This window comes from Formosa haliotis, assembly GCF_001685485.1.
Taxonomy (GTDB): Bacteria; Bacteroidota; Bacteroidia; order Flavobacteriales; family Flavobacteriaceae; genus Formosa; species Formosa haliotis.
The window spans coordinates 1,879,282-1,891,795 of sequence record NZ_BDEL01000001.1; the positions used below are offsets into that span (position 1 = coordinate 1,879,282).

A 12,514-nucleotide genomic window follows, 5' to 3' on the forward strand; every position below is an offset into this window, starting at 1 on the left:
TTCTTTACTTTAAAAAATTACTTTCTACGACGAGATTTGTTAGCATTTGCTCCTCCTCGTGGTCCACCTTTTCCTTGCTTCTTAGACAATCCAACAAGCGGAGAAAGCTCTCTTTTACCATATACTTCACCTTTCATGATCCATACTTTAACACCTAATCTACCGTAAGTAGTATGTGCCTCAACTAAAGCATAATCAATATCGGCTCTGAATGTTGATAATGGAATACGTCCTTCTTTATAGTGCTCTGAACGAGCCATTTCTGCCCCGTTTAAACGACCACTAATCTGGATTTTAATTCCTTCAGCATTCATACGCATTGTAGCAGCGATAGCCATTTTAATTGCACGTCTGTAAGAGATTCTGTTCTCTATTTGACGAGCAATACTAGACCCTACTAAAAATGCATCAAGTTCTGGTCTTTTAATTTCAAATATGTTTATTTGAACTTCTTTACCAGTAATTTTCTTAAGTTCTTCTTTTAACTTGTCTACCTCTTGACCACCTTTTCCGATAATAATACCAGGTCTAGCAGTAGTGATAGTAACGGTTACAAGTTTAAGAGTTCTTTCGATAATTACTCTTGAAATACTAGCTTTAGATAGACGTGCATGAACGTATTTTCTGATCTTATCGTCTTCGGCAAGTTTATCACCATAATCGTTTCCTCCGTACCAGTTAGATTCCCATCCTCTGATAATTCCTAAGCGATTTCCGATTGGATTTGTTTTTTGTCCCATATCTCTATTAAGCTTGTATGTTATTGTTAGCTCCAACCACAATTGTTACGTGGTTAGAACGTTTTCTAATTCTGTGTGCACGACCTTGAGGAGCTGGACGTAATCTTTTTAACATAGATCCACCATCTACTCTAATCTCCTTAACTATTAATTCAGCATCTTCGATACTTGCGTCTTCGTTTTTAGATTGCCAGTTTGCAATTGCAGACAATAACAATTTCTCTAAACGATTTGAAGCTTCTTTTTGGCTAAATTTTAAAATATTAAGTGCCTTTTCTACCTTTTCACCTCTTACTAAATCGGCTACTAAGCGCATTTTTCTTGGTGACGTAGGACAGTTATTAAGCTTCGCAAAAGCAACTTGCTTTTTATCTTCCTTAATAGCGTCTGCCATTTGTTTTTTACGACTTCCCATAGCTTACTACTTTTTACCTTTGTTTTTAGCACCTGCATGACCTCTAAAAGATCTAGTTGGTGAAAATTCTCCTAATTTATGTCCTACCATGTTTTCAGTTACATATACAGGAACAAATTGACGTCCGTTATGTACTGCAATAGTTTGTCCAACGAAATCTGGAGTAATCATAGAGGCTCTAGACCAAGTCTTGATTACTGTTTTCTTTCCGCCCTCAACATTTTCTTGGACTCTCTTATCTAATTTATAATGAACGTAAGGTCCTTTTTTTAATGATCTTGCCATGTCTTATTTCTTTCTACGTTCTACAATATACTTATTACTCGCTTTTGTTTTAGAACGGGTTCTGAATCCTTTAGCAGGTAAACCTTTTCTTGAACGAGGATGTCCTCCAGAAGATTTTCCTTCACCACCTCCCATTGGGTGATCTACAGGGTTCATTACTACCGGTCTTGTACGAGGTCTTCTTCCTAACCATCTACTTCTACCTGCTTTACCAGATACTAGTAATTGATGATCTGAGTTAGACACAACACCTATTGTAGCCATACAGTTAACTAATACTAATCTAGTTTCTCCTGATGGAAGTTTAATTGTTGCAAATTTACCATCTCTTGCCATTAATTGAGCAAAAGCACCAGCACTACGCGCCATAACAGCACCTTGTCCCGGACGTAACTCTACACAAGAAATAATTGTTCCTAACGGAACTTGACTTAACGGCATACAATTTCCAATTTCTGGAGCTACACCTTCTTGCCCAGATACAACTGTTTGACCAACTTGTAATCCGTTTTGAGCAATGATATATGCTTTTTCTCCGTCTTGGTAATTTAATAATGCTATAAAAGCGGTTCTGTTTGGATCGTACTCGATTGATTTTACTTCGGCAGGAATTCCTGCTTTAGTTCTTTTAAAATCAATGATACGATACCTTCTTTTATGACCACCACCAATATAGCGCATGGTCATTTTTCCTTGACTGTTTCTACCACCTGATCTTTTGTTCGGAGCTAATAAACTTTTCTCCGGCTTATCAGTAGTAATGGCGTCAAATCCATTAACTACTCTAAATCGCTGACCTGGTGTGATCGGTTTTAATTTTCTTACTGACATTTTTGTCTAATTACATGTTACTGTATAAATCAATCACTTCACCTTCCGCCAGTTGTACAATTGCTTTTTTAACAGCATTTGTTTTACCATGTTGAATACCAGTTTTTGTAAACTTAGTACTTCTATCTGGACGGACATTTATTGTACGAACTTTTTCAACAGAAACACCATAAGCAGCTTCAACTGCTTTTTTAATTTCTACCTTGTTCGCCTTTGTATTAACCATAAAGCTAAAACAGTTGTTTAATTCACTGTTTGTAGTCGCTTTTTCTGTTATTATAGGTTTAATTAAGATACTCATCGCTTCTCTATTTACTTAAATTCGATTCAATTTCTTCTAAAGAACTCTCTAAAAGAACTACTTTATTTGCATTTAAAATCTTGTAAGTGCTTAATTCTGAACCTATTAACACTTCAGAGCTCTTTAAATTTCGTGATGACAAATATACATTATTATTTAATGCACCCAACACAAAAAGTGATTTTTTGTTTTCTAAGTCTAAAGCTTTCAATACACTAGTGAAATTTTTAGTCTTTGGTGTATCAAAATTAAAGTCTTCTAAAACAACAATTCCTTGTTCTGCTGCCTTAATTGTTAAGGCTGATTTACGTGCTAAACGCTTAAGGCTTTTGTTAAGTTTAAAACTGTAGTTTCTTGGTCTTGGTCCGAACATACGTCCACCCCCTTTAAAAACTCCAGACTTAATACTACCTGCTCTAGCCGTACCAGTTCCTTTTTGCTTCTTAATCTTACGTGTAGATCCAGAAATCTCAGCACGCTCTTTAGCTTTGTGAGTTCCTTGTCTTTGGTTTGCTAAATATTGTTTAACATCCAAATACACAGCATGATTGTTAGGCTCGATAGCGAAAACTGAATCAGAAAGGTCTACCTTTCTTCCAGTTTCTTTTCCATTTATATCTAAAACTGCTACTTTCATTACTTCTCAATGATTACATAAGCGTTTTTATGACCAGGAACACATCCTTTAACCACAAGTAGATTCTTTTCAGCAACTACTTTTAAAACTCTTAAATTTTCAACTTTTACTCTATCAGTTCCCATTCTTCCTGCCATCTTCATTCCTTTAAAAACTCTTGCAGGGTAAGAAGCTGCTCCAATAGAACCTGGTGCTCTTAAACGGTTGTGTTGACCGTGAGTTGCTTGTCCTACACCACCAAAACCGTGACGTTTAACAACCCCTTGAAAACCTTTACCTTTAGAAACTCCAGCAATATCTACGAATTCACCTTCTACAAAGTGCTCTACAGTGATTGCATCACCTAATTTGTACTCCTCATCAAAACCTTTAAATTCAACGATTTTGCGTTTTACAGAAGTTCCTGCTTTTTTAGCGTGACCTAGGTCAGCTTTAGTAGCACTTTTCTCTGTCGCGTCATCGAAACCAAGTTGAAGGGCTTTATAACCATCAACTTCTTCAGTTCTGACTTGGGTAACGATACATGGTCCAGCTTCAATTACTGTACATGGAATGTTTTTTCCATTTTCATCGAAGATGCTGGTCATACCGATTTTTTTTCCAATTAACCCAGACATAATTATTAATTTATTTATTAGTATTTATATATAAAAAAATTCAGGGTCAAAACACGTTCAACCCTGAATGTATTTTTACCGTTTTTCCCTCGCTCGCAGCTCAGGACATGTTTTTTTGAAACTTCTGTTTCTGTAAAACTTACTTGCGTAAGTGCTCTACTTATACTTTTATCTCAACTTCTACTCCACTTGGTAATTCAAGCTTCATTAAAGCGTCGATTGTTTTTGAAGAAGAACTATAGATATCAAGTAAACGCTTGTAAGAGCTTAATTGAAATTGTTCTCTAGACTTCTTGTTAACGTGAGGAGAACGTAATACAGTGAAAATTTTCTTGTGCGTTGGTAACGGAATTGGTCCTGTTACTACTGCACCTGTACTTTTTACAGTTTTTACAATCTTATCAGCAGACTTATCTACTAAGTTATGATCGTAAGATTTTAGTTTTATTCTGATTTTTTGACTCATATTCTTAGTTTTAAGCGTCTGTACCTTTAGCTGCTTTAATTACCTCTTCAGATATATTAGAAGGTGTTTCAGCATAATGTGAAAATTCCATAGTAGATGTAGCACGACCAGAAGATAATGTTCTTAATGTAGTTACATAACCAAACATTTCTGATAATGGCACAGTAGCTTTAACAGTTTTTGCACCTGCTCTGTCTCCCATGTCACTAACTTGACCTCTTCTTCTGTTTAAATCTCCAACAATGTCACCCATGTTTTCTTCAGGAGTAATTACCTCAAGTTTCATGATAGGCTCCATGATTACAGCTTTTGCTGCTTTTGCTGAATTTTTAAATCCTAATTTCGCTGCTAATTCGAATGATAATTGATCCGAATCCACATCGTGGTAAGAACCGTCTGTTAATGTTACTTTCATAGCATCAACTTCGTATCCTGCTAATGGACCATTTGCCATAGCCATTTTGAATCCTTTTTCAATTGAAGGGATAAATTCTTTAGGAACGTTACCACCTTTAATTTCAGAAACAAATTCTAAACCAACTTTACCTTCTTCTGCAGGCTCAAGTGTAAATACAATATCTGCGAATTTACCACGTCCACCAGATTGTTTCTTATAAACTTCTCTGTGTTCTGCACGTTGTGTAATAGCTTCTTTGTACTCTACTTGTGGCTGTCCTTGATTTACTTCAACCTTAAACTCACGTTTTAAACGGTCTACAATAATATCTAAGTGCAACTCACCCATTCCAGAAATAATAGTTTGTCCTGAAGCTTCGTCTGTTCTAGCTGTAAACGTAGGATCTTCTTCTGCTAATTTAGCTAAAGCCATACCTAATTTATCAACATCAGCCTTAGTTTTAGGCTCAACTGCGATACCAATTACTGGATCTGGAAAATCCATACTTTCTAATACAATTGGGTGTTTTTCATCACTCATTGTATCTCCAGTTTTAATATCTTTAAATCCAACTGCTGCTCCAATATCACCTGCTTCGATAAAATCGATAGCATTTTGCTTGTTAGAGTGCATTTGATAAATACGAGAAATACGTTCTTTTTTACCTGAACGGTTATTTAAGATGTAAGATCCTGCATCTAAACGCCCTGAATAAGCACGGAAGAATGCTAAACGTCCTACGAAAGGATCGGTAGCAATTTTAAATGCTAAAGCAGCAAACGGTTCGCTAACAGAAGGCTTACGTCTTTCTTCTTTATCTGTATCAGGGTTAGTTCCTATTACACTTTCTCTATCTAATGGAGAAGGTAAATAACGACATACAGCATCTAATAAGAATTGTACACCTTTATTTTTAAATGAAGAACCACAAATCATAGGAATGATAGCCATATCCATTACAGCAGCTCTAAGTGCAGCGTGCACTTCTTCTTCTGTAATAGAATCTTCATCTTCCATGAATTTTTCTAATAAGTTTTCATCGTAAGAAGCTACTTCTTCAATTAAAAGAGCACGGTATTTACGCGCTTCCTCTTTTAAATCTTCTGGAATGTCGATAACATCAAAAGTTGCCCCTTGAGTTTCATCATGCCATACAATAGCTCTGTTTTTCACTAAATCAACAATACCTTTAAAGTCACCTTCTTCACCAATGTTTAAAACGATTGGCACAGCATTAGACTTTAACATGTCTTTTACTTGTTGACATACCGCTAAGAAATTAGATCCTTGACGGTCCATTTTATTAACGAAACCAATACGTGGTACTTTATAGTTATCAGCAAGTCTCCAGTTAGTTTCAGATTGTGGCTCAACACCATCTACTGCACTAAATAAGAATACTAAACCATCTAATACACGTAAAGAACGGTTTACCTCTACTGTAAAGTCAACGTGACCCGGAGTATCGATAATATTAAAGTGATATCCATGAGTCTCTGGAGTTGGCTTAGCGTTCTCTAAAGGAAACTGCCATGTACAAGTTGTAGCTGCAGACGTAATAGTAATACCACGTTCTTGCTCTTGCTCCATCCAGTCCATTGTTGCAGCACCATCGTGTACTTCACCAATTTTATGAGATACTCCTGTATAATAAAGAATACGCTCTGTTGTTGTTGTTTTACCAGCATCAATATGAGCAGCAATTCCTATGTTTCTTGTATATTTTAAATCTCTTGCCATTTCTTAGAATCTAAAGTGTGAGAATGCTTTATTAGCTTCCGCCATTTTATGAGTATCTACTCTTTTCTTAACAGCCGCTCCTTCTTCTTTAGCCGCTGCTAAAATTTCTGAAGCTAAACGTTGTGCCATAGATTTTTCGTTTCTTTTACGTGAAAATGAAATTAACCATTTCATTGCCGTAGAAACTTTTCTGTCTGGACGAATTTGCATTGGAATTTGGAATGTTGCTCCACCTACTCTACGACTACGTACTTCTACGTGTGGCATAACATTAGATAAGGCATCTTTCCACAACTCTAAAGCTGTTTTTTCTTCGTCTGTTTTCTTTGAGTCTACGATATCAATTGCATCGTAAAACACTTTAAAAGCTACTGACTTCTTTCCGTCCCACATCATCATGTTAACAAAACGTGTTACTAACTGATCGTTAAATCGCGGATCTGGCAAAAGCGGTCTCTTTTTCGCTTGTCTTTTTCTCATGTCTTTTCTTTAAAAGATTTTAATTACTTCTTAGGGCGTTTTGCACCATACTTAGATCTACGTTGTGTTCTACCTGCAACACCTGCTGTGTCTAAGGCACCACGAACGATGTGATATCTAACTCCTGGTAAATCTTTTACCCTTCCACCTCTAACCAATACTATCGAGTGCTCTTGTAAATTGTGACCTTCACCAGGGATGTATGCATTCACTTCGTTACCGTTCGTTAATCTAACCCTTGCTACTTTACGCATTGCAGAGTTAGGTTTCTTAGGTGTAGTAGTGTAAACACGCGTACAAACCCCTCGTCTTTGAGGACACGAATCTAAAGCAGCCGATTTACTCTTCTTGGTTATTTTGGCTCTTCCTTTTCGTACTAATTGTGAAATTGTTGGCATATTTTTCTATAATATTTATAAAATACCTCTTCTTAGAGGGCTGCAAATGTAGGGATTTATTTTTATTTTTCAAACCCTAATCAATTAATTTTCAATCGGATTTCATTTTTATCTGTTCCAATACATTATTAGTTTAGTTTTTCCGTTAGATTTACAATTCTAAAAGCATACAACTTCGTGCGTAACACTTTCTTTCTTATTTGTTTATTTTTTGTCGCAACCGCTAATGTATTGTGCCAGAATCTTATTCTAAATATTGAAGCCAAAACAGAAACCGACAGCTTAACACTTGATTCTATTGGATACAAAAAACACCACAACGATTATATTTCTGCTCTAAACGCTATAGACACTTTAAGCGCCACCTTAAATAGAAATGGATTTTTTGCACATAACATAACACCGTTAACAAAAAATAACGACACCACTTACCACAGTGTAGTCCATTTAAATAAAAAATACACACACCTATATATAAGGTATAACACAAACGAAATCCAGGAAGACGTTTTAAAAAGTGAAAAATTAAACATTCAAGATCGTTACATCGTGCTTCCCATACACGAAACAGAACAAGCGCTTAAATCCTTAAATTCTAAATTAGCCAATCAAGGCCTCCCTTTCTCTACCTTAAAGTTAAATGACATAAAAATAGAACACGACAGCCTTAAAGCAGATTTAATTACTTCTACAAAAGAAACACCTCGAAACATAGACAACATTATAATTAAAGGTTACGAGAAATTTCCTGAAAAATATATTAAGCATTATGCCGACATAAAAAAAGGTGATCTTTTTAATATGAATGAAATCATCATAAAAACGAAACGGCTAAACAAACTCCCATTTGCCAATTTAATTAGGGACCCCGAAGTGCTCTTTACAAAAGATTCAACGACACTATATATATATGTAGAAAAACAGAAAAGTAATAATTTTGATGGGTATTTAGGTTTCACCACAAACGAAGACACCAACAAATTAGAATTTAGTGGTTACCTTAATATGTTACTCCGAAATAATTTAAATTTTGGCGAAGCTCTAAAAATCGTTTACCAAAGCGATGAAAACGATCAAAAAACATTTAATATAAATGTAGACGCACCATATATATTTAAATCGCCAATTGGAGCAAATATCGATTTAAACATTTTTAAAAAAGACTCAACCTTTACAACGGTGAACCAATCTTTAAAACTATACTATCAATTAAACACACAACATAAAATATATTTAGGTTATAATTCAACCAACTCTAACAACTTATTAAAAGAAAACATCCCAACAAACTTACAAGATTATAAAGCCAGTTTTGTACAGTCTAAATACAATTATATTAATTATAACGAAGACAATCTATTATTCCCAACAAAATCCTATGCCGATTTAACGTTTGGAATGGGTACCCGAACGTATTCTGAGACCAAAGAAAATCAAATTCAATTCGAGGCCCAATTTGCCCATATTTTCAATTTAAATGAAAGAAACAGCATTTATGCTAAAATTACAGCAAGCGGCATTTTATCTGACACCTATTTAGAAAATGAATTATTACGGTTTGGAGGTATCAATTCTATTCGCGGATTTGAAGAAAATAGTTTAACCGCAAACCTCTATGGTGTACTTAATTTAGAGTACAGATATCAACTAAGTTCGACGATTTTCGTACATTCCATTACAGATTTTTCCTACTTTGAAGATCCAATTTCTAGTCAAAAGGAAAAATTATTAGGATTAGGTGTTGGTTTTGCGATATTAACAAAGGCTGGCCTTTTAAAAATGAATTATGCTAATGGTAAAACCGAAAACCTCCCTTTTAGTATCAGTAATGCAAAAATACACTTAAGTATTACTTCATTTTTTTAAGACAATATTAATACTATATCGTTTGAAGAATGGCAATTACAAAAAAATTTAATGTTTAATTATTGGTAAGTTAACTTATTATTAGGATTTTTGCCGCAGACTAATTCAAATACATATTAAAATGAAATTAAAGTTTAGTGGAATACTAACGCTATTCCTAGTGTTTGTCGTGCAATTAACTTTCGCACAAGACAACAAAATTTCAGGGACAGTTTCCGATGAATCGGGCTTACCACTCCCTGGGGTAAACATTATTATTAAAGGTACCAGTACCGGTACACAAACAGATTTTGATGGAAATTATACACTTAATGCAAGTAAAGGTAGTACCCTATCTTTTTCTTTCATGGGTTATAAAACCATTGAAAAATTAGTAGGTAACGATATTACTATCGACGTAACTTTACTTGAAGATTTAGCAGAGCTAGACGAGGTATTAGTTGTTGGTTATGGTACATCTACATTACGTTCTTTTACAGGTTCTGCAAAACAAATTGAAGCAGAAGCTTTAGACCGTAAAACTGTATCTAACGTATCTCAAGCCTTAGCTGGGGAAGCTTCTGGTGTACGTGTAATTAACACTACTGGACAACCAGGTGAAGATGCTACTGTACGTATTAGAGGTTTTGGATCTGTAAATGGTAACAGAGACCCACTTTATGTATTAGATGGAGTTCCTTATTCTGGATCTATCAATGCTATTAACCCTACTGATATTGAATCTACTACAATCCTTAAAGATGCGGCTGCGACTGCAATTTACGGTTCTAGAGGTGCCAATGGTGTGATTGTGATTAACACCAGAAAAGGGGCTAGAAACAAAGATGAAATAGAATTAGATATTAGAACTGGACAAAACTTTAATGGTTTACCTCGTTATTCAACAATTTCTTCTCCAGAAGAATATATCGGAATTAGCTGGGAAGCTCTTAAAAACAGAGGAAATGCTATTAACGGTTCGGGAGGAGAAGCTTATGCTAACGAAAGATTATTTAGTAGTTCTGGTATTAACGCTGCTTACAACATGTGGAATGTTGACAACGGAGCAGAACTTATCGACCCTGCAACTGGACAAGTACGTGATGGTGTGACACGTAAATACAATCCAGAAAACTGGGAAGATTATGCTTTCCAAGCGTCTTTAAGAACTGAAGCTAACTTAAAAATTAGTGGTGGTACAGACAAAACAAGATACTTTACTTCTTTTGGTTACTTAAATGATAACGGATACTCTGTAAATTCAGATTATCTACGTTATTCTGTGCGTGCCAATATAGAGCATAAAGCTAAAGATTGGTTATCTGGAACCTTAAATATTGGATATACTAATTCTACTAGTAATAACGGTGGTCAAACATCTGACTCTGGTTCTATATTCTGGTTTGTAGATAACATTCCTTCTATTTACCCATTATATTTAAGAGATGCTAACGGTAACACCATGCCAGACCCTCATTACGGTGGTAATATTTACGATTACGGTGAAGGACGTGGATTTGGAGGTTTAACCAATGCCATTGCAGACGCGCACAACTCAATTTCTAGAAGTAAGATCCACAATTTAAATGGTAGTGCAAGTATTGATATTACATTCACTAAAGATTTAAAATTAATAAACAAGTTTGGTTGGAACTATTACAATAGTGACTATAACCAACAAGATGGACCATTTTATGGCCCAAGTGCAGGACAAAACGGTTCTATCTACAAAAACAGAACTGATATTTTTTCTTACAACCTATTAAATATGTTAACGTATACGAAAAAATTTGGTAGCCATAATATAGATGCACTTGCAGCACACGAAATTAACGATTGGAACAGACAATACTTATATGGTTCTAAAAACTATTTAACAGATCCAGGAAGTACAGATTGGAACGATGCTATTATTCAAACTCCAATGTCTTCTTACAACGAAGGGTACTCTTTAGAAAGTTTCTTTGGTCAGTTAAACTATAACTATAATCAAACGTATTTCTTAGCGGGTACAATTAGACGTGACGGATCTTCAAGATTTACAAACGGAAACAAATGGGGTACATTCTATTCATTTAGTGGTGCTTGGGCATTATCTAACGAAGACTTCATGAGAAACCAAAATGTGTTTAGTCACCTTAAATTAAAAGCGAGTTACGGTAAAATTGGTGATCAAGGTGGTGTAGGATTCTATCCTGGATTAGACATGTATTCGGTTGGTAACTTAGACGACAAACCAACATTAGTATTTGACACTAAAGGTAACCCAGATTTAACTTGGGAAACATCTAATCAATTCCAAACAGGTATTGAGTTTTCTTTAGGAAATTACTTAGATGCAGCTGTAGACTACTACATTAAAGATACAGAAAACTTAATTTTCGACAGACGTGTGGGTCCATCTTTAGGATATGCTATTATTAAAGTAAACGACGGATCTTTACGTAACTCTGGTCTTGAATTTGATCTTACTGCACACTTAGTTAAAACACAAGACTTCTACTTAGATTTAGGAATTAATGGTGAGATCGTTTCTAACGAATTAACAAGAATGCCTATTGACCCTGCTACAGGAGAACAAAAGAATTTAGATATTCAAGGCCGTTATGGTAGAGCCGTAGGACATTCTATTTACGACTTCTATATGCGTGAATGGGCTGGTGTAGATCCTGAAACTGGTCTTGGACAATGGAATCAGTATTTCTACGATGCCAATAACGACGGAATTGTAAACGACGGTGAAGGTATTTCCTCGTTAACAGATTACTTGGCACAATACCCAGATAGAGCTGGAAACATTTCTCAAACAACTACTACAACCTATGCAGATGCTACTCAAAAATTTGTTGACAAGAGTATCTTACCAGACGTTAGAGGAGCATTTAACTTAGCAACAGGTTATAAAGGTTTCCAACTTAATGTACAATTCTTATACGGATTAGGAGGTTATGCTTACGACGCTGTGTATGCAGGTTTAATGAGTAATGATCAAGCAGGTGGAAACAACTGGCATACAGACATTAGAGACAGATGGCAAAACCCAGGAGATATTACAGATGTTCCAAGACTTAGTAGTAATTATGATGCAAACGTATCGAGCACATCTACACGTTTCCTTACTAAAGCAGATTACTTAAGTTTAAACAACATCCGTTTAGCATATACAATCTCTCAAGATTATGTTGAGCGTATGGGAATGTCTCATTTTACAGTATCTTTATCTGGAGACAACTTAGGAATTTGGTCTAAAAGAGCTGGTTTTAACCCATCATCATCAGAAACAGGATTATCAGATACCTATACTTACTCTCCTTTAACTTCAGTAACTTTAGGTCTTAATATTCGATTCTAAAACACATTAA

Annotated in this window: 13 protein-coding genes; 2 read left to right on the plus strand and 11 right to left on the minus strand. The window is 35.3% G+C overall.

Features of this window, described 5'->3' with window-relative positions:
- Positions 1–17: 17 nt before the first annotated feature.
- The 11 genes from rpsC to rpsL all read right to left on the minus strand — a co-directional run bounded on the left by rpsC (position 18) and on the right by rpsL (position 7,307).
- Positions 18–740, minus strand: a complete 723-nt coding sequence (rpsC, locus tag A9D35_RS07615; RefSeq protein WP_066221170.1) for a 30S ribosomal protein S3 — start codon at positions 738–740, stop codon at positions 18–20.
- A gap of 7 nt (positions 741–747) precedes the next feature.
- Entirely contained in the window at positions 748–1,155 is a 408-nt protein-coding gene (gene rplV / locus A9D35_RS07620) for a 50S ribosomal protein L22 (RefSeq protein WP_066221173.1), read from the minus strand.
- Between the two features lie 6 nt (positions 1,156–1,161).
- A complete protein-coding gene (gene rpsS, locus A9D35_RS07625) occupies positions 1,162–1,440 on the minus strand; it encodes a 30S ribosomal protein S19 (RefSeq protein WP_057783963.1) in 279 nt (92 codons plus the stop codon).
- Between the two features lie 3 nt (positions 1,441–1,443).
- Positions 1,444–2,271 carry a 50S ribosomal protein L2 gene (gene rplB / locus A9D35_RS07630; RefSeq protein ID WP_066221175.1) on the minus strand — a complete coding sequence of 276 codons (828 nt, stop codon included), beginning with the start codon at positions 2,269–2,271 and terminating at the stop codon, positions 1,444–1,446.
- 10 nt (positions 2,272–2,281) lie between these two features.
- On the minus strand, positions 2,282–2,572 hold the full coding sequence (gene rplW, locus A9D35_RS07635; protein ID WP_066221177.1) for a 50S ribosomal protein L23: 291 nt from the start codon (positions 2,570–2,572) through the stop codon (positions 2,282–2,284).
- Positions 2,573–2,579: 7 nt separating this feature from the next.
- The gene (rplD, locus tag A9D35_RS07640; RefSeq protein WP_066221180.1) at positions 2,580–3,209 is read right to left on the minus strand and encodes a 50S ribosomal protein L4; all 630 of its coding nucleotides are present in this window, start codon (positions 3,207–3,209) and stop codon (positions 2,580–2,582) included.
- Positions 3,209–3,826, minus strand: a complete 618-nt coding sequence (gene rplC / locus A9D35_RS07645; protein ID WP_066221183.1) for a 50S ribosomal protein L3 — start codon at positions 3,824–3,826, stop codon at positions 3,209–3,211. The genes rplD and rplC overlap by 1 nt, the downstream gene beginning before the upstream one ends.
- 160 nt (positions 3,827–3,986) lie before the next feature.
- Positions 3,987–4,292, minus strand: a complete 306-nt coding sequence (gene rpsJ, locus A9D35_RS07650) for a 30S ribosomal protein S10 (protein ID WP_007650482.1) — start codon at positions 4,290–4,292, stop codon at positions 3,987–3,989.
- Between the two features lie 10 nt (positions 4,293–4,302).
- The gene (fusA, locus tag A9D35_RS07655; protein WP_066221187.1) at positions 4,303–6,429 is read right to left on the minus strand and encodes an elongation factor G; all 2,127 of its coding nucleotides are present in this window, start codon (positions 6,427–6,429) and stop codon (positions 4,303–4,305) included.
- A 3-nt stretch (positions 6,430–6,432) separates the two neighbouring features.
- The gene (rpsG, locus tag A9D35_RS07660; RefSeq protein ID WP_066221189.1) at positions 6,433–6,909 is read right to left on the minus strand and encodes a 30S ribosomal protein S7; all 477 of its coding nucleotides are present in this window, start codon (positions 6,907–6,909) and stop codon (positions 6,433–6,435) included.
- A 23-nt stretch (positions 6,910–6,932) separates the two neighbouring features.
- Positions 6,933–7,307: a 30S ribosomal protein S12 gene (gene rpsL / locus A9D35_RS07665; RefSeq protein WP_057783973.1), complete on the minus strand. Its 375-nt coding sequence runs from the start codon at positions 7,305–7,307 to the stop codon at positions 6,933–6,935.
- Between the two features lie 177 nt (positions 7,308–7,484).
- Between rpsL and A9D35_RS07670 the strand changes: the two genes are divergently transcribed.
- Positions 7,485–9,173: a BamA/TamA family outer membrane protein gene (locus A9D35_RS07670; protein WP_083191654.1), complete on the plus strand. Its 1,689-nt coding sequence runs from the start codon at positions 7,485–7,487 to the stop codon at positions 9,171–9,173.
- 121 nt (positions 9,174–9,294) lie between these two features.
- Positions 9,295–12,504: a SusC/RagA family TonB-linked outer membrane protein gene (locus A9D35_RS07675; RefSeq protein WP_066221191.1), complete on the plus strand. Its 3,210-nt coding sequence runs from the start codon at positions 9,295–9,297 to the stop codon at positions 12,502–12,504.
- Positions 12,505–12,514: the final 10 nt, after the last annotated feature.

Bases quoted from the DNA above. Each gene is read 5' to 3' on its own strand.
- rplC (WP_066221183.1), bottom strand. From the start codon at position 3,826: ATGTCTGGGTTAATTGGAAAAAAAATCGGTATGACCAGCATCTTCGAT.
- rplD (WP_066221180.1), bottom strand. From the start codon at position 3,209: ATGAAAGTAGCAGTTTTAGATATAAATGGAAAAGAAACTGGAAGAAAG.
- rpsS (WP_057783963.1), bottom strand. From the start codon at position 1,440: ATGGCAAGATCATTAAAAAAAGGACCTTACGTTCATTATAAATTAGAT.
- fusA (WP_066221187.1), bottom strand. From the start codon at position 6,429: ATGGCAAGAGATTTAAAATATACAAGAAACATAGGAATTGCTGCTCAT.
- rpsG (WP_066221189.1), bottom strand. From the start codon at position 6,909: ATGAGAAAAAGACAAGCGAAAAAGAGACCGCTTTTGCCAGATCCGCGA.
- rplV (WP_066221173.1), bottom strand. From the start codon at position 1,155: ATGGGAAGTCGTAAAAAACAAATGGCAGACGCTATTAAGGAAGATAAA.
- A9D35_RS07675 (WP_066221191.1), top strand. From the start codon at position 9,295: ATGAAATTAAAGTTTAGTGGAATACTAACGCTATTCCTAGTGTTTGTC.
- rpsC (WP_066221170.1), bottom strand. From the start codon at position 740: ATGGGACAAAAAACAAATCCAATCGGAAATCGCTTAGGAATTATCAGA.
- rplW (WP_066221177.1), bottom strand. From the start codon at position 2,572: ATGAGTATCTTAATTAAACCTATAATAACAGAAAAAGCGACTACAAAC.
- rpsJ (WP_007650482.1), bottom strand. From the start codon at position 4,292: ATGAGTCAAAAAATCAGAATAAAACTAAAATCTTACGATCATAACTTA.
- rplB (WP_066221175.1), bottom strand. From the start codon at position 2,271: ATGTCAGTAAGAAAATTAAAACCGATCACACCAGGTCAGCGATTTAGA.
- rpsL (WP_057783973.1), bottom strand. From the start codon at position 7,307: ATGCCAACAATTTCACAATTAGTACGAAAAGGAAGAGCCAAAATAACC.